The organism is Streptomyces sp. NPDC088354 (genome assembly GCF_044753585.1).
Taxonomy (GTDB): Bacteria; Actinomycetota; Actinomycetes; order Streptomycetales; family Streptomycetaceae; genus Actinacidiphila.
In genome coordinates this window covers 1-21,128 of record NZ_JBIVNJ010000064.1, presented here as the reverse complement: position 1 = coordinate 21,128, position 21,128 = coordinate 1, and the positions used below count along the sequence as shown (strand labels likewise).

18 protein-coding genes and 1 pseudogene are annotated in these 21,128 nt (G+C 73.4%); 11 read left to right on the top strand and 8 right to left on the bottom strand.

The window, feature by feature from the left end:
- Positions 1–187 precede the first annotated feature (187 nt).
- Both ACIP98_RS39665 and xseA read right to left on the bottom strand, forming a co-directional pair.
- On the bottom strand, positions 188–457 hold the full coding sequence (locus ACIP98_RS39665) for an exodeoxyribonuclease VII small subunit (protein WP_401981321.1): 270 nt from the start codon (positions 455–457) through the stop codon (positions 188–190).
- 63 nt (positions 458–520) lie between these two features.
- A complete protein-coding gene (gene xseA / locus ACIP98_RS39660) occupies positions 521–1,729 on the bottom strand; it encodes an exodeoxyribonuclease VII large subunit (protein WP_319658767.1) in 1,209 nt (402 codons plus the stop codon).
- A 151-nt stretch (positions 1,730–1,880) separates the two neighbouring features.
- Here xseA and ACIP98_RS39655 point away from each other — a divergent pair, with 151 nt between their 5' ends.
- Genes ACIP98_RS39655 through ppgK form a run of 3 tightly spaced genes read left to right on the top strand, consistent with a single transcriptional unit; the run spans position 1,881 to position 3,914 of the window.
- Entirely contained in the window at positions 1,881–2,066 is a 186-nt protein-coding gene (locus ACIP98_RS39655) for a hypothetical protein (RefSeq protein WP_401981318.1), read from the top strand.
- A gap of 28 nt (positions 2,067–2,094) precedes the next feature.
- Positions 2,095–3,120, top strand: a complete 1,026-nt coding sequence (locus ACIP98_RS39650) for a 4-hydroxy-3-methylbut-2-enyl diphosphate reductase (RefSeq protein WP_401981317.1) — start codon at positions 2,095–2,097, stop codon at positions 3,118–3,120.
- A 29-nt stretch (positions 3,121–3,149) separates the two neighbouring features.
- Entirely contained in the window at positions 3,150–3,914 is a 765-nt protein-coding gene (gene ppgK / locus ACIP98_RS39645) for a polyphosphate--glucose phosphotransferase (RefSeq protein WP_319658770.1), read from the top strand.
- Positions 3,915–3,938: 24 nt separating this feature from the next.
- Here ppgK and ACIP98_RS39640 read toward each other — a convergent pair whose 3' ends face one another.
- Complete coding sequence (locus tag ACIP98_RS39640; protein WP_319658771.1) at positions 3,939–4,475, bottom strand: DUF6542 domain-containing protein; 537 nt, start codon at positions 4,473–4,475, stop codon at positions 3,939–3,941.
- Positions 4,476–4,660: 185 nt separating this feature from the next.
- Here ACIP98_RS39640 and ychF point away from each other — a divergent pair, with 185 nt between their 5' ends.
- The 3 genes from ychF to ACIP98_RS39625 all read left to right on the top strand — a co-directional run bounded on the left by ychF (position 4,661) and on the right by ACIP98_RS39625 (position 9,727).
- Positions 4,661–5,749, top strand: coding sequence for a redox-regulated ATPase YchF (ychF, locus tag ACIP98_RS39635; protein ID WP_319658772.1), 1,089 nt, complete (start codon positions 4,661–4,663; stop codon positions 5,747–5,749).
- A gap of 259 nt (positions 5,750–6,008) precedes the next feature.
- On the top strand, positions 6,009–8,189 hold the full coding sequence (locus ACIP98_RS39630; protein WP_401981315.1) for a DEAD/DEAH box helicase: 2,181 nt from the start codon (positions 6,009–6,011) through the stop codon (positions 8,187–8,189).
- Between the two features lie 98 nt (positions 8,190–8,287).
- Complete coding sequence (locus ACIP98_RS39625; RefSeq protein WP_401981312.1) at positions 8,288–9,727, top strand: ATP-binding protein; 1,440 nt, start codon at positions 8,288–8,290, stop codon at positions 9,725–9,727.
- A gap of 101 nt (positions 9,728–9,828) precedes the next feature.
- Here ACIP98_RS39625 and ACIP98_RS39620 read toward each other — a convergent pair whose 3' ends face one another.
- Together ACIP98_RS39620 and ACIP98_RS39615 are read right to left on the bottom strand one after the other, a co-directional pair.
- Entirely contained in the window at positions 9,829–10,200 is a 372-nt protein-coding gene (locus ACIP98_RS39620; protein ID WP_319658775.1) for a nuclear transport factor 2 family protein, read from the bottom strand.
- Between the two features lie 184 nt (positions 10,201–10,384).
- A complete protein-coding gene (locus ACIP98_RS39615) occupies positions 10,385–12,967 on the bottom strand; it encodes an alkaline phosphatase D family protein (protein WP_401981310.1) in 2,583 nt (860 codons plus the stop codon).
- Positions 12,968–13,131: 164 nt separating this feature from the next.
- Between ACIP98_RS39615 and ACIP98_RS39610 the strand changes: the two genes are divergently transcribed.
- Positions 13,132–13,713, top strand: coding sequence for a hypothetical protein (locus ACIP98_RS39610; protein WP_319658777.1), 582 nt, complete (start codon positions 13,132–13,134; stop codon positions 13,711–13,713).
- On the opposite strand, the gene ACIP98_RS39605 is transcribed toward ACIP98_RS39610, so the two are convergent.
- Positions 13,641–14,393, bottom strand: a complete 753-nt coding sequence (locus ACIP98_RS39605; RefSeq protein WP_319658778.1) for a response regulator transcription factor — start codon at positions 14,391–14,393, stop codon at positions 13,641–13,643. The genes ACIP98_RS39610 and ACIP98_RS39605 overlap by 73 nt on opposite strands.
- Positions 14,390–15,550 (bottom strand): sensor histidine kinase, encoded by a 1,161-nt coding sequence (locus ACIP98_RS39600; RefSeq protein WP_401981308.1) that lies wholly within the window; start codon positions 15,548–15,550, stop codon positions 14,390–14,392. The genes ACIP98_RS39605 and ACIP98_RS39600 overlap by 4 nt, the downstream gene beginning before the upstream one ends.
- A 203-nt stretch (positions 15,551–15,753) precedes the next feature.
- On the opposite strand from ACIP98_RS39600, the gene ACIP98_RS39595 reads away from it, so the two are divergent.
- From ACIP98_RS39595 to ACIP98_RS39580, 4 genes are all read left to right on the top strand, one after another.
- Positions 15,754–16,809 (top strand): carboxymuconolactone decarboxylase family protein, encoded by a 1,056-nt coding sequence (locus ACIP98_RS39595; protein ID WP_401981305.1) that lies wholly within the window; start codon positions 15,754–15,756, stop codon positions 16,807–16,809.
- 153 nt (positions 16,810–16,962) lie between these two features.
- Positions 16,963–17,937, top strand: a complete 975-nt coding sequence (locus tag ACIP98_RS39590) for an LPXTG cell wall anchor domain-containing protein (RefSeq protein WP_319658781.1) — start codon at positions 16,963–16,965, stop codon at positions 17,935–17,937.
- A 145-nt stretch (positions 17,938–18,082) separates the two neighbouring features.
- Entirely contained in the window at positions 18,083–19,369 is a 1,287-nt protein-coding gene (locus tag ACIP98_RS39585; protein WP_401981302.1) for a M14 family zinc carboxypeptidase, read from the top strand.
- Between the two features lie 90 nt (positions 19,370–19,459).
- Positions 19,460–20,215: a GntR family transcriptional regulator gene (locus tag ACIP98_RS39580; RefSeq protein WP_319658783.1), complete on the top strand. Its 756-nt coding sequence runs from the start codon at positions 19,460–19,462 to the stop codon at positions 20,213–20,215.
- Positions 20,216–20,667: 452 nt separating this feature from the next.
- Here ACIP98_RS39580 and ACIP98_RS39575 read toward each other — a convergent pair.
- A pseudogene (locus ACIP98_RS39575) lies at positions 20,668–21,128 on the bottom strand (transcriptional regulator); the annotation flags it as partial.

Below are 21,128 nucleotides of genomic sequence, written 5' to 3'. Positions count from 1 at the left end.
GCGCGTCGCGGAAGAGAAGGTTCTGGGCGGCGGTGTCGAGCTGGAGTGTCATCGGTACCTCAGGGGATGTGGGGACCGCCCCGGCGGGGCGGCGTCGAACACCCCACCCAACATAGGTGAAGATTCAACTATTCCGGGTCGCCACTCCGCCCGTCCCGTGAGGACCGTCACGCCACCCCCGACCGCCTCACTCCTCTTCGGCCGCCCCCGCCGCCCCCGCCGCTCCCGGCGCACCGGGCCCGTCCCCGGCCGCCGCGCCCGACTCCTCCGCGAGGGCCGCGTCCAGGCGCGCGCGAGCGCCCTCCAGCCAGTTGCGGCACACCTTGGCGAGTTGCTCGCCGCGTTCCCACAGGGCGAGGGACTCCTCCAGCGTCGAGCCGCCCGCCTCCAGACGGCGGACGACGTCGACGAGCTCGTCGCGGGCCTGCTCGTACCCCAGCGTGTCCTGATCAGCCATGGCACCAGACTAGGGCCGCCCTCGGACACGGCGGGGCCCCCGGGCACTGCGGTCCCGCGCGGGTCAGCGCGTGACGCGGACCGTGAACTCGCCGTCGGCGACCCGGGCCCGCAGCTTCTCCTCGTCGGCCACCTCGCCGGCGGCCCGCACCACCCCGCCGTCCTCGCGCTGCAGGACGGCGTACCCGCGCTGCAGCGTCGCCGCGGGGGAGAGCGCGACGACCCGGGCCCGGGTGTGCTCCAGCTCGTCGTCCGCCCGGTCAAGGCGGTGCCGCAGATGCCGCCGCGAACGCTCCAGCAACGCGGCCACCTGCTCCTCGCGCTCCTCGACCATCAGCCGCGGCCGCGCCATCGAGGGACGGCTCATCGCCGCCACGAGTCCGCGCTCCTCCCGGTCCAGCAGCCCGCGCATCACCCGCAGCGAGCGGTGCCGCAACTGCTCGACCCGGGTCAGCTCCTCGCCGACGTCCGGCACGACGCGCTTGGCGGCGTCGGTCGGCGTCGAGGCGCGCAGATCGGCCACCAGGTCCAGCAGCGGGGTGTCCGGCTCGTGCCCGATCGCGGACACCACCGGCGTACGGCACTCGGCGACCGCCCGCACCAGCCGCTCGTCGGAGAACGGCAGCAGGTCCTCCACGCTGCCGCCGCCGCGGGCCACGATGATCACGTCGACCCCGGGATGCGCGTCGAGCCCCTGCACCGCCTCGATCACCTGCGGGACGGCGTACGCCCCCTGCACCGGCACATTGCGCACCTCGAAGCGCACGGCCGGCCAGCGCAGCCGGGCGTTCTCCAGCACATCGCGCTCGGCGGCCGAGGCGCGGCCGCACACCAGGCCGATCAGCTGCGGCAGGAAGGGCAGCGGCCGTTTGCGCTCCAGGGCGAAAAGGCCCTCTCCGGCCAGCCGCTTCTTCAGCTGCTCCAACCGCAGCAGCAGGTCGCCGACGCCTATCGGGCGGATCTCCGCCGCCCGCAGCGAGAGCTGCCCACGCGGCGCGTACCACTCCGGGCGGGCGTGCACGACGACCCGCGCACCCTCGCCGACCGCGCCGTCGAAGGCGTCGAAGACGGCGCGGCGGCAGGTCACGCTCAGCGAAATGTCGTGCGACGGATCGCGCAGCGTCAGGAAGACCACGCCCGCGCCGGGGCGCCGGGACAGCTGGGTGATCTGCCCCTCCACCCACACCGCGCCCAGCCGGTCGATCCAGCCGCCGATCAGCCGCGACACCTCGCCGACCGGGATCGGCGCCTCCGCGGACGTGTTCAGAGCCATACGCCGAGACTAGTCCCCGCCACGGACAGTGACCCCGTCCCGGGGCCGGTCCGCCTCCGCCCGGCTGCCCGACCCGAATGGCGCCCACCGCTGTCCGTCACCCCTGACACCCCGCACCCTGGGGGCAGACCCATGTGCCCGGGAGGTCCCCATGCGCCCACACGGCCCGCCGCCCCCGCGGCCGCCACGCATCGGCGGCGGCTTCCGCATCGGGCGCCGCGGCCCCGGCTGCGGCTGCTTCAGCTGCCTGACGGCGGTGGTCGCCGCGGTGGCCGCGGGACGGCTGCCGGGCCTGCTGCGCGCCGCCCGCCGCGGACGCCCCCGGCGGGGCGGATGACCTCCGTCACGCCCCGTACGATGGGCGCATGACTGCTGCTGCCCGCCGTGTCCTGCTCGCCGCCCCCCGTGGCTACTGCGCGGGCGTGGACCGTGCCGTGATCGCCGTCGAGAAGGCCCTGGAACAGTACGGGGCCCCGATCTACGTCCGCCACGAGATCGTCCACAACAAGTACGTCGTGCAGACCCTGGAGAAGAAGGGCGCGATCTTCGTCGAGCAGACGGCGGAGGTCCCCGAGGGGTCGATCGTCATGTTCTCGGCGCACGGTGTGGCGCCGGCCGTGCACGACGAGGCCGAGCGCGGGAAGCTCGCCACCATCGACGCGACCTGCCCGCTGGTGACCAAGGTCCACAAGGAAGCGGTCCGCTTCGCAGGCGAGGACTTCGACATCCTGCTGATCGGCCACGAGGGCCACGAGGAGGTCATCGGCACCTCCGGCGAGGCCCCGGACCACATCACGCTGGTCGACGGCCCGGCCGATGTCGCCAAGGTCGAGGTCCGGGACCCGTCCAAGGTGGTCTGGCTCTCCCAGACCACCCTGTCCGTGGACGAGACCATGGAGACGGTCGACGCGCTCAAGGAGAAGTTCCCGCAGCTCATCTCCCCGCCCAGCGACGACATCTGCTACGCCACGCAGAACCGCCAGCTCGCCGTGAAGCAGATGGGCGCCGAGGCGGACCTGGTGATCGTCGTCGGCTCGCGCAACTCCTCCAACTCGGTGCGCCTGGTCGAGGTCGCCAAGCTGGCCGGTGCCCGCGACGCCCACCTCGTGGACTTCGCCGCGGAGATCGACGAGGCCTGGCTGGAGGGCGTGTCCACGGTCGGTGTCACCTCCGGTGCCTCCGTTCCCGACGTGCTGGTCGAGCAGGTGCTGGAGTGGCTGTCGCAGCGCGGCTTCGAGGACGTCGAGATCGTCAAGGCCGCGGAGGAGTCGATCGTCTTCTCGCTGCCCAAGGAGCTCCGCCGCGACCTGCGCGCGGAGGCCGCCGCCAAGCTGGCGGGAACGGCCGCGGCGAGCGCCCCCGAGCAGGCAGGTCGGCAGTCCGAGGGGTGACCGTCCGTCCCACGTCGTAGCGTTGGGCCATGAGCGTTTTCGGTGTGGACATCGGCGGCTCGGGGATCAAGGGCGCCCCGGTCGACCTGGATCGCGGCGATCTGACGGAGGAGCGCTGCAAAGTGCTCACTCCGCATCCCGCGACGCCCGACGCGGTGGCGGACTGCGTCAAGGAGGTCGTCACCCATTTCGGCTGGCAGGGCCCGATCGGCGCGACGTTCCCCGGTGTGGTGACGCACGGCGTCACACGCACGGCGGCCAACGTCGACAAGGGATGGATAGGCATGGACGCGGCCGGCCTGCTCTCGGAGCGGGTCGGTCTGCCCGTGACGCTGCTCAACGACGCCGACGCGGCGGGCATGGCCGAGATGGCCTACGGCGCGGGCCAAGGGCGCTCGGGCACGGTGATCATGCTGACCCTCGGCACGGGCATCGGCAGCGCCGTCTTCGTGGACGGCAAGCTGCTGCCCAACACCGAGCTCGGCCACCTGGAACTGCACGGGCACGAGGCGGAGAAGCGCGCCTCCACCAAGGTCAAGGAGGACGAGGACCTCAGCTGGGAGCACTGGGCGCGCCGGGTCACCAAGTACCTGGCGCACGTGGAGATGCTCTTCTCGCCGGAGCTCTTCGTCATCGGCGGCGGCGTGAGCCGCAAGGCGGAGAAGTTCCTCCCGCTGATCGAGGGCATCGAGGCGGAGATCGTGCCGGCCGCGCTGCAGAACAACGCGGGCATCGTGGGCGCGGGCATGGCGGCGGCCGCGGCGGTCACCACCACGGCCGCCGCCGCCGGATAGCGGCCCGGGACGCGGGACGCGGGGTCAGCGGCGCTCGGCGCGCCGCGCCCGCGTCACGTACGCCACCTTCCGCACGGCCGTGATCACGGCGGCGCACACCGTGCCGCCGTACAGCCACCCGGTCAGCGTGGCGAGCCCGGTCAGCAGTGCCATCACATGCCCGGTCAGCCCTCCGCCGCCGTCGGCGGTCACGGCCAGCGCGATGGTGAAGGCGATGGGCGCGCTCACCGGCGCCGCCGACAGGTCGTACGGCCGGACCCACACGCCGCCGGCGATGCAGGCCAGCAGGAAGACCACGCCGAACAGCGTGCCGGGTTCGCCGTTCATGAGGGAGTCCACGGCGCCGCCGCACAGGGCGGTCAGCGTGATGAAGACCCCGGTGCCGAGCCCCGTCAGACGGGACTCGCTCTGTCCCCGCCGTACGCCCCACAGCGGGCCGCGGCGCGGACCTCCGCCCACGGCCGTCGCGCCCGCGGGCCTGCGCGCCGGACGCGCGGCCGGCCTGACCGGCCGCGTGGCGGCACCGTTGTTGTGCGGCGTGCGCGCACTGTGTTGCTCCACGCACCCAACGTAGGCGCCCGGCAGGGGGGAAACGGGGGCAGGACACGACTTTTCAGCCCCACAGGGGGCGAGGCGGGCCGCGGGCGCCTTCGGGGTCCCCCGCTTCCGTAGACTGGTGGATCGGTCCGTCCCCGCCCGACCGGGCGTGCGGGCCCTCCACCCACCTCGCTACGGGAAGTCGTCACGTGTCGCTCACGATCGGAATCGTCGGCCTGCCGAACGTCGGCAAGTCGACCCTGTTCAACGCCCTGACCAAGAACGACGTGCTGGCGGCCAACTACCCGTTCGCCACGATCGAGCCCAACGTCGGCGTCGTCGGTGTCCCCGACCCCCGCCTGGACACGCTCGCGACGATCTTCGAGTCGCAGCGCAAGCTCCCGGCCACGGTCGACTTCGTCGACATCGCGGGCATCGTCCGCGGCGCCAGCGAGGGTGCGGGCCTGGGCAACAAGTTCCTCGCCAACATTCGCGAGTCCGACGCGATCTGCCAGGTCATCCGGGCCTTCGTCGACCCGGATGTGGTCCACGTCGACGGCAAGGTGTCCCCGAAGGACGACATCGAGACGATCAACACCGAGCTGATCCTCGCCGACCTGCAGACGATCGAGAAGGTCCTGCCGCGGCTGACCAAGGACGCCCGCCTCCAGAAGGAGAAGGCGGCCGTGCTCGCCGCCGTCCAGGAGGCCCAGCAGATCCTCGAGGACGGCCGCACCCTCTTCTCCGCCGGCATCACCGCCGGGACCGAGAAGGGCGGCCTCCTGCACGAGCTGCACCTGCTGACCACCAAGCCCTTCCTCTACGTCTTCAACGTGGACGAGGACGAGCTGACCGACGACGCCTTCAAGGCCGAGCAGCGCGCCCTGGTCGCCCCCGCCGAGGCGATCTTCCTCAACGCCAAGATCGAGTCGGAGCTCATCGAGCTCGACGACGAGGAGGCCCTGGAGCTCCTGCAGTCCATGGGCCAGGACGAGCCCGGCCTCGCCACCCTCGCCCGGGTCGGCTTCGACACCCTCGGCCTGCAGACGTACCTCACGGCCGGCCCGAAGGAAGCGCGCGCCTGGACGATCAAGAAGGGTGCCACCGCCCCGGAGGCGGCCGGCGTGATCCACACCGACTTCCAGAAGGGCTTCATCAAGGCGGAGATCGTCTCCTTCGGCGACCTGGTCGAGTGCGGCTCCATCCCCGAGGCCCGCGCCAAGGGCAAGGCCCGCATGGAGGGCAAGGACTACGTCATGCAGGACGGCGACGTGGTGGAGTTCCGCTTCAACGTGTGACCGTTCGTCGCTGCACGCCAGGTGATCCGTCGAGTGTGCTGATCGGAAGGGGCCGGCTCCTTGGGAGGCCGGCCCCTTCGTCGTCACCGAGCCGGTTGGGTGCGGGACGTGGACCGACGTCCTACGTGAACGACCCGGACCACCGGTGGGCGGCGCGCTCCCCGTGGCGCCCCCTCGGTACGCAGGGCGCCGCGAACGTCCTTCGGGGCCGGTGCGCGCGGTGGGAGGATGCGCGGAGGGCGATCGAGGGGTGGGAAGCGTGGGGCGTGGCGAGCGGGACGCGGTCGCGAGGGGAGCGCGACTGTGCGAGGCGGCGCAGGCGGCGATGGGGGACCACGGCCGGGCGGTGGAGGCGGTCCGGGCGGCGCTGAGGCCGATCCACGACGCGGCGGTGCAGCGGGAGCTCGACGCCATCCCCGTCGCCCGGCTGCAGGACGTCACCGAGGGGCGACTGCGGCTGGGGAGTGTGGAGAAGAGCGGACTGCGTACGGTCGGCGGGGTGCTCGCGGCGGGCCCCTACCGGTTGCGGCAGATTCCCGGTGTCGGGCAGCGCACCGTCGATCAGATGCTCGCCGCCGCCCGCAGGCTCTCCGAGGCGGTGCACGAGACCGTGGCCGTCCACATCGACGTGGACCGGCCGGAACCGGGCACCACCGCGCTCGTCATGGCCCTGCACGTACTGGTGGAGGCCGGCCCGGACGCCCGGCGGGCGGTCGACAGGGCCGTCGGCCTGTCGGAACGGCTCGGCCCGTTGCTTGCCGACGCCAGGCCCGCCGCCCGGCGCTTCCGGATGCTTCTGGTGGGCCAGGACAAGAAGGCCCGGGCGCTGGCGGCGGTCACGGAGATCCGCTCGCTGGTCGACGAGGCGGAGCAGGCGGGGCTGCCCGAGCTGATCGCTCAGGCCTCGGTGGACCTGCTCCGGGAGCCTTCGTCCGACATCGCGGCCTGGGTGGACTTCGAACTCCGCTCCGCCGAGTACTACAGCCTGCTCGCCGAAATCTCCGGGCGGCTGCCGGACACGGCCGCCGCCGAGGGCTTCCTGCCGGACGAGATCGCCGAGAGAGTGCGGGCCCAGCACCTCGACGACGCGCACCGGCGGGTCTCCCTGCGCGGTTACCAGGCGTTCGGCGCGCGTTTCGCGCTCGCGCAGCGCAAGGTGATACTCGGCGACGAGATGGGCCTCGGGAAGACCATCCAGGCGATCGCCGTGCTGGCGCACCTGGCGGCCGAGGGACAGAGTCACTTCATGGTCGTCTGCCCGGCGAGCGTCCTCGTGAACTGGACACGGGAGATCGAGGCCCGCAGCGCCCTGCGCGTCATGGTGCTCCACGGCCCCGACCGGCAGGACGCGTTCGCCGACTGGAAGGGGCGGGGCGGGGTCGGGGTGACCACGTTCGATGCGCTGCGCGGTTTTCCCGCGCCGGGCGGCGGGGATGTCGGCCTGCTCGTGGTCGACGAAGCGCACTTTGTGAAGAACCCGCAGGCCAAGCGGTCCCAAGCGGTTGCCGTGTGGGCGGAGCGCTGCGGGCGAACCCTGTTCATGACCGGAACCCCGATGGAGAACAGGGTCATGGAGTTCCGCGAGTTGGTCCGGATGCTCGACGACGGCGTCGCGGAGTCACTTGGCGAAGGGGACGCATTGGCCGGGTCGGTCGCCTTCCGCAAGTCCGTGGCCCCGGTCTACCTGCGGCGCAACCAGGAGGACGTGCTGACGGAACTGCCGAGTCTCCAGCAGACCGACGAGTGGGAGGAACTGAGCGCGTCGGACGAGGAGGCCTACCGTGAAGCCGTGCGCGCCGGCAACTTCATGGCGATGCGCAGGGCCGCGTACATGCGCCCCGAGAAGTCGGCGAAGCTGGAACGGCTTCGGGAGATCGTTCAGGAAGCCGGCGAGAACGGGCAGAAGACGGTGGTCTTCTCCTACTTCAAGGATGTACTGGGCGTGGTGGAGGAGGCCCTCGTGGCCGGAACCACCGACGGCACTGCGGTATTCGGTCCGCTGACCGGAAGCGTCCCGGCCGGAAGGCGGCAGCGGATCGTCGACGACTTCGCCGGTGTCCCCGGCCCCGCGGTGCTCCTGGCGCAGATTCAGGCCGCGGGAGTCGGGCTCAACATGCAGGCCGCCTCCGTTGTCGTCATCTGCGAACCCCAGGTCAAGCCCACCATCGAACACCAGGCGGTGGCCCGGGCTCATCGTATGGGCCAGGTCAGGCCGGTGCGCGTGCACCGTCTCCTCGCCACCGGGGGAGTGGACGAGCGCATGGTGAGGATTCTGGAGGCCAAGACGCGCCTGTTCGATGCCTACGCCCGCCGCAGCGCCGTGGCCGAGGCCACCCCGGACGCGATCGATGTGTCGGACACGGAGCTGGCGCGCCGGATCGTCGAGGAGGAGCAGGCTCGTCTGGGCATGACGGACGGGAAGCCGGCGGCGACCGAGTGAGCGGGCCGCCAGGCGCTGGAGCCGGTAGTCGCTCGGTGTTAAGTAAGATTCAATCTACGTAAGAAGTCGTCTACTGTGGATTGCTCCGGGGGTGTGTCGTGGAGTTCCAAGGCCGGGCCGGGGATCTCGAGCAGCTGGCCGAGCAGTACCGGGCTGTGGCGGAGGGGGCCGGAGCCACGCGGGGGCGGGCCGTGATCATGACGGGTCGGCGCCGGGTGGGGAAGTCGCGGCTGGTCCAGGAGTTCTGCGACCGCTCCGGAGCGCCGTACGTGGTGTTCCAGGCCACCCGGGGGCGCAACCCCGTGACGGAGCGCGCCGACTTCGCCGCGGCCCTCGCGCAGTCGCCGCTGCCGGGGGCGGAGCTGGTCGCCGGCCTCCAGGCGCAGGACTGGAACCAGGCCCTGCGCTCGCTGGCGCTCGCGGTGCCCGACGGCTCGCCCAGCATCGCGGTGATCGACGAGGTGCCCTGGCTGGTCGAGCAGGACCAGGAATTCGAGGGCGCGCTCCAGACCGTCTGGGACCGTCATCTGTCCGCCAAGCCCGTGCTCCTGCTGCTGGTCGGCAGCGACGCGTCCGTGATGGAGGCACTGCAGTCGTACGGACGCCCGTTCTTCGGCCGGGCGGCGAAGATGACCGTCCGCCCCCTGAACCTGGCCGATGTGCAGGCCATGACCGGGCTGGACGCCGCGGGGGCCGTCGACGCCCAGTTGATCACCGGGGGATTCCCCGAGATCGTGCAGTCATGGCGGCCGGGAATGGGGCGCACCGCCTTCCTCGAGGCGTCGGTCGCCAGTCCCCTCTCGCCCCTGATGGTGGCCGGCGAGCTGTCCCTGCTCGGTGAATTCCCCGAGGCTTCGCACTCCCGGGCCGTACTGGAAGCGGTCGGCAGCGGTGAGCGCACGTTCAGCGCGATCGCGACCCGGGCCGGCGGCGCCGGCGCGCTGCCGTCCGGCACGCTCTCCCCGCTGCTGGCCACGCTGCAGGCCAAGCGGGTCCTGGCCGCGGATCTCCCGCTGTCCGTCACACGGGACGGCAAGAACAAGCGCTACCGGATCGCCGATCCGTATCTGCGGTTCTGGCTGGCCTTCCTGGCGCGCGCGATCCCTCTCATCGAGCGTGGCCGCGGTGACCTGGCACTGGAACGCATCGAGCGGTCATGGCCCACATGGCGCGGTCGAGCGGTCGAGCCGCTGGTCCGCGAGTCCTTGCTGCGTCTGATGCCCGACGGCCAGTGGCCCGGGACCGAGGCCGTGGGCGGTTGGTGGAACCGTCAGAACAATCCCGAGATCGACCTCGTCGGCGCGGACCGCGGGCCGGTGGCCCGGCAGGTGTCCTTCGTCGGGTCGGTCAAGTGGCTGGAGACCCAGCCCTTCGGCCGTCACGAGTACGACGCCCTGGTGCGCGACATGCTCGCGGTCCCGGGTACCGCCCCGGACACTGCGCTGGTCGCGGTCTCCCGATGCGGGGTCGCCGACGGCCTGCCGCTGGCCGCGCACTGGGGGCCCGAGGACCTGGTACGGGCGTGGCAGCCCCGGTAGCCCGCACCCGTCAGTCGCCGCGGGCGGCGTGAGCCGGCCCGCTTGCCCGGGTCCACGCCGATGCACGGGGCAGCGCGCGGCGCGGGACCCGCGGCGCGGGCTCAGAGCAGGCTGCGCGCGTGCTCCGGGTTGGTGCAGTCACGCCATTCCACGATCCGGCCGTCCTCCAGCCGGTAGACGGCCATGTTCCTGATCGGGGCGAGCTGCCTTCCGGGGAGGGCGAGGCCGTGGATCTGCTCCTCGATGACGAGGTCGCCGTTGACCGCGCTGTGCAGCGTCGTGAACTCGACCCGCTCGAAGGAGCCGAAGACGCCCGCCCACATGGCCAGGAGGTTCTCCCTGCCCCTGATCTCCGGATCGCCGTAGTTCTGGAACACGACCTCCGGGTGGAGGTAGGGGGCGAGCTTCGCCGCGTCCTTGTCGGCGAAGAGGGCGAGGAAGTCGGCGATGATCCCGGCGTTGTCGTCGGCCATGACAGGTCTCCTGGGGGCGTCGGTGCGGACCGTGGTGGCGGAGCGGCGACGAGGTGAGGCCGGACTCCGCGGTTCCACCATGGCCACCCAGGATTGGACCAGCAAGTCCATTCCCTGTCCGTGGACGCCGTAGGACACCGCCGGGCCGGCGGGGCGGGGGTGCCGCCTCGCCGGCCCGGGGCGGTCAGAGCGTGTTCAGCACGGCGAACGGGTCGAGCGCGGCCCGGTTGTCGACCGCGGTGATGCGGCGGCGCAGGGTGTGGCTCGCCCCCGGCGCGATCGTGACCTGGCGCTGGGTCATCGCCCAGATGTCGCAGGCGTACGCGGTGAACGCCTGGTCCTCGTAGAGCAGACCGTAGGTCTGGCTGTCGGCCCCGGTCATGCCGATCCACGGCGCGGTCGGCACGTAGTCGGCGGGCGTGCCGGTGGTGATGGTGCCGTGGCCCGGGACACCGCTGCGCTGCCCGGTGCCGTCGTGGTCGATCACGTCGCCGATCCACAGGGTGCGGGCCACCGTGCCGCGGTTGGTGAAGACGCTCTCCGCGGTGATCCAGCGCTCGCCCTCGCGGACGGAGTACTCGGTGACGACCGCGACGTCGGTGAAGGCGGTGCTCGCGCCGGTGGCCCTGATCCGGGCCTCGGCGCCGGTCGAGGAGACCACCTCGACCGAGGTGGACTTCACCGTGCGCTGCTGCCAGGCGTTCGTGCCGCGCGGCTGGGCGGCCGACGCGTACGGCAGGTTGAACCAGTCGATCTGGTCCAGGTGGCCGACCGCCGCCATGTCCCGCGGCTTGCCGAGGGTGACGGGGGTCAGCTGCGAGTCCTCGGAACCGGCCGAGATCGCCAGCGCCAGCTGGTCGTTGGAGATCACCAGGTCGGAGGGGAGGCCCTCGGCCACGGGACCGGGAATGGTGGTCCCGGTGCCGGCGCGCGCCCGCGCCCGGTCCGCGCGCAGGGCGACCCGGGTCTGCGCACCGTCCCGCACGGTGGCGGTCACCTGGACGGGGTCGTAGCCGACGCCGTCGGCGACCACGGTGTAGACACCGGGGACGGCGAAGGCGAGGAACTCGCCGTCCGCGCCGGTCGTGCTGGACACGACCGCCTTGCCCGCCGAGTCCAGCACCTTGACCCGCATGTTGGTGAGCGGGCCACCGGTGGCGCTGTCGGTCAGCCGGCCGGACAGGCCGTCGCCGACGCCGTCGAGGCGACGGGCCCCGGGGACGCCGTCGAGCACCTCGAACGCGGCGATCGTGTACGCGGGGGAGGCCGCGTCGCCGGCGTTCAGCACGATCCGCAGGTCGGCGCGCCAGCGCTCCGGCGTGATGTCGCAGATCACGTAGCCGCGGTAGGTGCCGTTGTAGAACTTGACGTGCGGATTGGCCGCGAGGCCCGCCCGGACGTCCGCGTCCCAGCCGGCGCCCGAGGAGATGGAGGTGCCGACGAACTCGGTCGCCACCGTGCGGGACGCCGGGTCGTCGAAGTCCTTCTTCAGGTCGTTGACCCAGTGCGTGTGCCAGTCGCCGCTGAGCACCACCGGGTTCTCGGGACGCTCGGTGTCCAGGAAGTCCAGGATCCGGGAGCGGGCGGCGGGGTAGCCGTCCCACTGGTCGAGGTTGACGACCTTCGACGGGCCCAGGTCGTAGTCGAACGCGGCCATGATGGTCTGCTGGGCGATGACGTTCCACTGCGCGCCGGACTTGTGCAGGCCCCGGAGCAGCCACTTCTCCTGCTCAGGACCGGTCAGGGTGCTCGCCGGGTCGCCGACCGCCTCGCAGGGCGTCTTGCGGCCGTCGCCGCACGGCTGGTCGGTGCGGTACTGGCGGGTGTCGAGGATGCTGAACTCGGCGAGCCGCCCGAAGCCGAACCTGCGGTACATCAGCGCGTCGGGGCCCTCCGGCCGCTGCGCCCGGCGCAGCGGCAGGTGCTCGTAGTACGCCTGGTAGCCGTTGGCCCGGCGCTCCAGGAACGGCCGGCCGTCGCCGGCGCCGCCGGGGACGTCACCCGCGTAGTTGTTCTGGACCTCGTGGTCGTCCCAGGTCATGAAGAACGGGAACCGCGCGTGCGCGTCCCGGAGTTCGGGGGCGCTCTTGTACAGGGCGTGCAGCCTGCGGAACTCGGTCAGGCTGCCGTCCTCGGTCTCGTAGATGTAGTCGCCCAGGTGCATGACGAAGTCGAGCTCCTGGCCCGCCAGGTCGCGGTAGGCCGCGTAGTGGCCGCCGGCCCAGCTCTGGCAGGACACGAAGGCGAAGCGCAACTGGTCGACCCGGGAACCGGACTTCGGCAGGGTGCGGGTGCGGCCGACGCGGCTGAAGACCCCGTTCACCTGGAAGCGGTACCAGTACCAGGTGTCCTGCTGCAGGCCCCTGGCCTCGACGTGCACGCTGTGCGCGGACTCGGGGACCGCGTTGGTGTGCCCGTCGTCGACGACGTGCCGGAACTCCTCGTCCCGCGCCAGCTCCCAACTCACCTTGACCGGGACCGGGTCCATGCCGCCGGTCTCCGCGTCGAGCGGGTCGGTGACGAGTCGCGTCCACAGCACGACGCTGTCCTCGTCGGGGTCGCCCGAGGCGACACCGAGCAGGAAGGGGGCCGGGTCGACGACGGCCGCCGGGACGGCCCCGGCGGTCCCGGCCGCGGTTCCGGCCTCGGCGGCCGAGGCGGCGCCCATGGCCAACTGGCCTGCGGCGAGGGCACCGAGGGTGGTGCCACCCGCGGCCGCCAGGAACTTCCGGCGGTCGAAGGGGACGATCGAAGGTGTGGTGGTCATGTCCACAGGGTTGTCCGGACAGGTGCCGGCCCGGTTGCGTGATCATGAATGCGCAGGGCACGGGAGGCCACCGGGCGGGGAGGTGGCGCCGGAAGCGCGGCGCGGCGCCGCCGCCGGGCGGGGCGAGTGTCGCGGGCACAGCCCGATGGGCCATACTGCCCGCCGTGGAGCAGAGCAGAGGTTCGAACATCCCGCTCGTACAGGCGGCCGGCATCGATCCGGCGTACGTCCCCGGCATCGCCGTGCCGGAGCCGGACGAGCCGCAGGTCACGTCCGCGGCGGAGTCCGCGGACCTGGTGAAGGCGGCGCCCGCCACCGACGACGCGCCGTCCCCCGCCGAGGACGCCCCCGCGGAGGAGACCGCCGCGGAGGAGCCCGCGCGGCGCGACCCGGAGGCGGAGCCGGACGACGACGGGCCGGTGTTCGAGGTCGCCGACCGCCGCGGCTCGATCCGGGCGGACCGGGACGGCATCACGTTCCGGCTCGACGACACCGAGGCCGAGTTCGGCTGGGACGAGATCGGCGCGGTCGAGGTCGACGCCCCGCGGTTCGGGCGCCGTTTCGGCGTGACGGTCTACCTGTCGCCGCGACGCTGGTACGAGACCTGGGTCGAGACGCCCGCCAGGGGCCGGATGAAGACCTGGTCCGAGGAGCTCGACGCGGTGCTCGACGTCTACTTCGAGAAGCCCGGGGAAGCCTCCGGGGCCGTGGCCGCCGAGGAAGCCGGGGAGCCGGCCGGCGCATAGGGCGGTGGCGGCCCGGGGACCGGGGACTTGGGCGTGATCAGCCCCGACTCGTACGCGAACACGACCAGTTGGGCCCGGTCACGGGCACCGAGCTTGGTCATGGCCCGGCTGACGTGCGTCTTGGCGGTCAGCGGGCTGATGACCATGCGCGCGGCGATCTCGTCGTTGGCCAGCCCGCGCGCGGCGAGCGCCACCACCTCGCGCTCGCGGTTGGTCAGCGCCTCCAGGCCCGCCGCGTGCGCCGCGTCCGGCGGCCGGGAGACGAACTCGGCGATCAGACGGCGCGTGATGGCCGGGGAGAGCAGCGCGTCGCCGCGCTGGGCGACGTGGATGGCCTGGACGAGGTCGGCGGGCTCGGTGTCCTTGAGCAGGAAGCCGCTGGCGCCGGCGCGCAGCGCGTCGAAGACGTACTCGTCCAGGCCGTAGTTGGTCAGGATGACGACGTGCACCCCCGCCAGGCGCGGGTCGGCGGCGATGCGCCGGGTCGCCCCGATGCCGTCGAGCACCGGCATCTGGATGTCCAGGAGGACCACGTCGGGCACGTGCCGCTCGGCGAGCGCGACGGCCTCCCGCCCGTCGGCCGCCTCGGCGACGACCTCGATCCCCTCCTCCGCGTCCAGCAGCGCCCGGAACCCGGCCCGCATCAGCGCCTGGTCGTCGACGATCAGCACCCGGATCATGTCGCCGCCTCCAGTGGCAGTTCGGCCCGTACGGTGAACCCGCCCTCCGGACGCGGGCCGGCCCGCAGCCGCCCGCCGAGCGCGGTGACCCGCTCCCGCATGCCGGTGAGGCCGACGCCGGGGACGGGTTCCGCGTCCGGCGCCGCGGTGCCGTCGTCGTCGACCTGGACGACGAGCTGCCGGTCCGCGTACTCGATGCGGACCGTGGCCCGCGGCCGCGGACCGGCGTGCCGGGTGACGTTGGTCAGCGCCTCCTGCACGATGCGGTACGCGGCCCGGTCGACGCCGTCGGCGAGCGGCCGCTCGCGTCCGCTGACGGTGACGCTGGTGGGCAGCCCGGCGGTACGGGAGCGCTCGGCCAGGTCCCCGATGCGGTCCACGCCGTGGCCGCCGCCGCTGCCGCGCAGCACCTCCAGCGTCGCCCGCAGCTCCCGCATGGCCTCGCCGCTGGCCTCCTGGATGGCCAGCAGGGACTCGGGGGCCTCCTCGCCGCGCTTGCGCGCCAGATGGACGGCGACGCCCGCCTGCAGCTTGATGATCGAGATGCTGTGGGTGAGCGAGTCGTGCAGTTCGCGGGCGATGCGCAGCCGTTCCTCGCCGGCGCGGCGCAGCGCCGCCTCCTCGCGGGTGCGTTCGGCCTCCAGCGCCCGCCGTTCCAGCTGCTCCAGGTACGCGCGGCGGTGCCGGCCCACCACGGCCATGGCGACCGAGGCCAGGAACCAGCCGAGCAGCAGCGCGGTCGACTGCGCCGCGGTCGGCGCGGGCTGCCCGGAGGCCAGGTAGCCGCCCAGGAAGGCCAGCACCGCCACCTTCACCGGCAGCCGCCGCCCGCCGGTCCTGACCGCGATGTGGACGGCGACCAGCACCGGGAAGGCCGCCGTCGGCCCCGGGTGCACCCGCAGCGCGTACGCCAGCATGCAGCCCGTGCACAGCAGCAGCGCGGACAGCGGGGCGCGGCGGCTGCCGGTGACGGCCAGCGCGCCCACGAGGGCCAGCACGAGGTCGAGGGCGTCCGCCGGGGCCGGCACACCGGGCAGCAGCAGGACGTCGGCGACGAGCACGAGGCCCAGCACCGCGTCGAAGATCCCGCCCTGCCACCCCCGCAGTTCCAGGGGTGATTCACGGACCTGACGTGCGATCAGCCTGGCGCCTCCCATGGCGGCACCCTAACCGGGCTCCCGCACCCCGCACGTCCTCCTGGAAGACGGCTCCCGCGCTACTCCCCGGGGAGTAGCGCCGCCCCGCGGCGCAGCCCGCGCAGCAGTGCCATGTCCCTTCCCGGGGACGACGACCCGGGGACCGGTCCGGGGCCACGATCGAGACCCGCGAACGGGCCCGACGACCCAGCAGGAGGCACCCCGTGCCCGCACCCTTCCGCCTCACCACCCCCGCGCCGCCGGACTCGCTCACCGGCCGGTCCGCCGCGGTGTACGCACAGCTGGCCACGGACTTCGGCGTCTGGCGGGCGCCCACCTTCGCGGTGCTGTCGCCCGCCCCCGACCTGCTGGCCGCCACCTGGGCGGTACTGCGCGAGTCGCTGCTCGCGGGCCGCGCTTCCCGCACCGCCAAGGAACTCGTCGCGCTGGGGGTGTCGCAGGCCAACCGCTGCCCCTTCTGCGTGGACGCGCACACCGTCCTGCTGCACGCCACCGGCGACCACCGGCTCGCCGAGACCGCCGCCCGCGGCGGCACACCCGCCGACCCGGAGCACGCCGCGCTGCTCGCGTGGGGGAGGGCGACCCGGACCGGCCTCGGACCGGACGCGTCCGGGGCCGCGGCCGACCGGCCCTTCGACGACGCCGCGGCACCGGAGTTCGTCGGCACCGCGCTGGCCTTCCACTTCATCAACCGGATGGTCTCCGCGCTGCTCGGCGACGACATGATGCCCGCCGGTCTGCAGCGGCTGCGGGTGGTGCGCAGCGCCGGCGGCCGGGCCCTGGCCCGCACCGTGCGCAGGGAGCTCCGGCCCGGCGAGAGCCTGCCGCTGCTGCGCGGGGTGCCGGCCGGACGGCCCCCGTACTGGGCCGGGGACGCACCCGTGGGAACCGCGTTCGCGGCCCTGCGGACGGCGGCCGGGCGCGGCGGGGAACGGCTCGGCGAGCAGGCCCGGGAGGCCGTGGCCGCCGCCGTGGACGCGTGGGACGGCTCGCACCCGCCGCTGGGCGACGGCTGGATCACGCGCTGGACGGCCGCGCTCCCGGCGGGCCGGCGCCCCGCGGCGCGACTGGTGCTGCTCGCGGCGCTGGCCCCGTACCGGATCACCGAGGCGGACGCCGAGGCCTGGCGCGCCGCCGACCCGGACCCGTACGACGCGGATCTGGTGCGGCTGCTGGCGTTCGGCGCCCATCTCGCCGTTTCCCGGATCGAAACCTCGATCCAACGACCTTTTCAGCGGGCCAGGTTGACAGGCCATTGACGCAGACACGACGATGCGTGGTGCCACTGGGGCCGTAGAGCCCCGTGTGCACCTCGACCTCCGCCCGGCGACGCCTCGGCCTGCTCGCACACGGGGGACTGCTGCCGTCATTCGCGCTCCCGCCGGGCCACGCAACGCAAGATTGGGTTCCGCATGTCCATATCGCGACGCGTCACCATCGGACGGCTGCTCGGTGTGAGTGCCGCCGCCGTCGCCCTGTCCGCGGCGGGCGCCACCTCCGCCTGGGCGAGCGACTGCCCCGGCGGCAAGGGCTGGAACAACGGCGGCCACCACACCTACAAGCCCGGCCACGGTGGTGGCACCAAGACCAGCACCGACCGCTGCGAGTTCTCGCTCGACGGCACCAACTGGTACGCGTCGGTGAAGGTCGACGACGTCACCCTCAAGCCCGCCGACGACGGAAAGGTGCACGTCAAGGTGCGCGTGGCGGACGGTTCCTCGTCCTGCACCGTGTCCCTGGCCTCGTACCGCACGCACGGCGCCACCTTCGAGACCTCGGGCAAGCAGGTGTTCCACGACTGGGACACCGTCTCGATCACCAACGGCACCGACACGCTCGACGTCGCCGTCCCGGACGTGACCTGCTTCGCCCAGGTCGACTTGTACTACGGCAACAAGAAGTACGACGGCGTCATGAACGCCAACGACGGCTACGAGCACGGCCCGCTGCCCGAGGGCCCGGACCACGCGGTCATCGGCGACAAGAAGATCGCCTGGTGGAACGGCGGCACCAAGGACTGCTCCGAGCAGACCGTCCCGTCCACGCCGCCGAGCAGCGCGCCGCCGACCACGGCGCCCCCGACCACCCCGGCCGGCGGCGACGAGACCACCACGCCGCCCGCCACGGACACCCCGACGCCGACCGCCTCGGTCCCGGCCTCCGACTCCGCGACGCCGTCGGCGTCCGGGTCCGCGTCCGCCTCCGCGCCGGCCTCCAGCCCGGCCGCGGTCGACGCCGCCCAGTCCCCGAACGGTGAGTCCGGCGACCTCGCCGAGACCGGTTCCGGCAACGTCGGCATGGTCTCCGCGGCCGCCGCGCTGCTGCTGCTCGCCGGCGGTGCGGTCGTCTTCGCCTCGCGCCGCCGCCAGGCCGCCCGTCGCCACTGACGCTCCGGCAGCGAAGGGGGTACGGCTCCGCCAGGCGCCGTACCCCCTTCGTCCGTGCGCGGCGACCACGCCTACGCGTACTAGCCCCGGGTTCGCGGGCATTGGGACAATCCGATGCGACGGCAGGACCACAGCGGGGGGCTGTATGAGACATCCGGGGGAGACCACCGCCGGTGACCGGTACCCGACCGTGGACGAGGTCGCCGCGGCGGCCAGGGCCCTGACCCTTCGCAGGCCCGATCTGTGCCGGGTGCGGACGGTGGGGACCTCCCGGGCGGGGGAACCGCTGCTCCTGCTGTCGGTGGGCCACGGACGGCGCAACGTCCTGGTCGTGGCCGGGCCGCACGCCAACGAGATGGTCGGCGGCGCCACCGCGCTCCGGCTGGCCCGGTGGGTGGCGGCAGATCCCGCGCTGCGCGAGGGCGCCGACGCGTCCTGGCACTTCCTGCTGTGCGCCGACCCGGACGGCGCGCGGCTCAACGAGGCCGTCCCCGACGGCCGGTTCACGATGCTCGGCCACTACCGGCACTTCTTCCGCCCGCGCGCCGCCGAGCAGCCGGAGTGGCTGCCCGACGACGGATCGCTGGCCGGCGCGCTGCCCGAGACCCGGGCGCTGATCGCGGTCATCGACGAGCTGCGTCCGGTGCTGCAGTGCTCGCTGCACGGCATCGACGTCGGCGGCAGCTTCATCCAGGTGACCCGGGCCATCCCCCGGCTGGCGGAACGGATCGCCAAGTCCGCCGCCGAGTTCGACATCCCGCTGGAGGCCGGCTCCTCCGACGCCTTCCACTGGCCGAGCCCCGGCCCCGGTGTCTACGTGATGCCGCCCCCGGGCGGCCCGCGCGAGGACGCCAGCAACTCCACGTGGACCTACGCCCACCGCTACGGCGGCGTCACCGCGATCGCCGAGGTGCCGATGTGGGCCTGCGACCGTGCGGGCGACACCTCCCCGCACCCCGCCGCCGACGAGGCGCTGCGCGCCGCCGGCGTAGCCCTGCGCCGGACGAGCGACCACGTCGGAGGACTGATCGGGGAACTGCGGCCCTACCTGCCCGGGGACGGCGGCCCGCTGCTGCGGGCCGCGCGCGAGATCGTCGCCGTCGGCCCGCGGCTCGCCGCCGACTGGGACCCGGCGCTGCGCACGGCCTCCGCCCCGCCGCTGCCGGCGATGACCCGGGCCCGGGTCAGCAGCGTCGAGATCTACGCCCAGCGCCTGCCGCTGCGCGCCGCGGCCATGCTGCTGCGACTCGCCCGGGGCGTCGAGCCGTCCCAGGCGCCCGCCGCCGCGGTGCGCGAGTGCCTGGAGCGGCTGGTCGCCGAGTGGTGCCGGGCGTACGAGACCGCGCACCGGGCCCGCTGGGTCCCCGTCAGGCACCAGACGGAGCAGCACGCCAGGGTGGTTCTCGCGGCGTTCGAGCTGTTGCCGGGATGACGCGACAGAAGTAATCCGATGGGCAAGACTTGCGACTGGCAACGGTGTGTTGCCAAGCTGTTGCACACAGTCAACCCGAGGGAGGGGCACGTGCCTTTCGGTGAGCAGCCCGCGTACCTTCGCGTCGCCGAGGATCTCCGCCAGAAGATCCTCGACGGCACGCTCCCTCCGCACACCCGCCTGCCCTCGCAGGCCCGCATCCGCGCCGAGTACGGGGTGTCGGACACCGTCGCGCTGGAGGCCCGCAAGGTCCTGATGGCCGAGGGCTTCGTGGAAGGCCGCTCCGGCTCCGGCACGTACGTCCGCGAGCGCCCCGACCCGCGGCTGATCGTCCGCACCGGCTACCGGCAGGCCGGCGGCCAGGCCTCTCCGTTCCGGCAGGAGCAGGCGGACGAGAGCTTCAAGGGCAGCTGGGAGGCGAACAGCTTCCAGGACGCCGCAGGCCCGCGGGTCGCCGAGCGGCTGGGCATCCAGCCCGGCGACCGGGTGATGCGCACCCGCTACCTCTACCGGGCCGAGGGTGAGCCGATGATGCTCGCCACCTCGTGGGAACCGCTGTCCGTCACCGGACGCACGCCCGTGCTCCTGCCGGAGGAGGGCCCGCTGGCCGGGCAGGGCGTGGTCGAGCGCATGGCCGCGCTCGACATCGTCGTCGACAACGTCGCCGAGGAGGTCGGCGCCCGCCCCGGTCTCGCGGAGGAGACCGCGGTGCTGGGCGGCGTGCCGGGCCACGTCGTCATCGAGATCCGCCGCACGTTCTACGCCTCCGGCCTCCCCGTCGAGACCGCCGACATCATCGTCCCGGCCGAGCGCTACCGGGCGTCCTATCGCATGCCGGTCAAGTGAGGCGCATGGAGCGCACGCCGCGCGGCCGCCGCGCGGTGACGGCCCGTCACGGCTACGGCACCTCCGGCCCGGGTGCCGGTGCCCGGTGGGCGTGGTCACGGCCGCTCCTCGGCCGGTGCGAAGGGCCGCCCGGCGCCCGGGCCGAGGGGGTACCCGTCCTCGCGGCGTTGGGGCGTCGCGATCGTCTCCGGGCCGCCTCGCTTCCGTGGCGCCGTCCCGGGAGCCGCGCATTCATCCGGGGCGGGGCGATCGCCGGGCCGGCATCCTGTTCGGCGGACCTGGTCACCGTGGAGACGGCCGACCGGACCGTAGGCGGCGCCGGGCGCGTCCGCGACGATCGACGCGGCGACCCGGGGTGAACCGTCCGCGCGGCGGGCTCGAACCCGCGGGCGATGGCGGCCGCCACCGCGGCCACGAGGTGCGCGGGGCCCCTTCGGCTGCCGCGGACCGGGTCAGTCCACCAGGGACTGCGTGCCGAGCACGGTGAGCAGGGCGAGGCGTTCCGCGTCCTCCGTGCCGGGCTCGGCGGTGTAGATCATGATGCGCAGGTCGCTGCCGGCCACCGTGAGCACGTCGCAGTCCAGCCGCACCGGGCCCACCTGCGGGTGGTCGATGGTCTTGTGCGCGGCTTCGTGGCGGCCGATCGCCCCGGAGTCCCACTGGGCGGCGAAGCGGTGGCTGTGCGCCCGCAGCTCCGTGACGAGCCGCCGCAGCCGCTGGTCGGACGGGTAGCGTGCGGCGGCGGCGCGCAGGTCGGAGACGATCGCCGTCTCGAACGCCTCCAGGTCCTCCGGGTGGTGACGGGCGCGGCTGCTCAGGCCGAGGAAGTGCCGCCAGACGCCGTTGCGCTCGTTGCCGCGCCAGCCGGAGGGGTCGCCCATCAGGGCCGCGTAGGGCGGGTTGTACTGGAGCA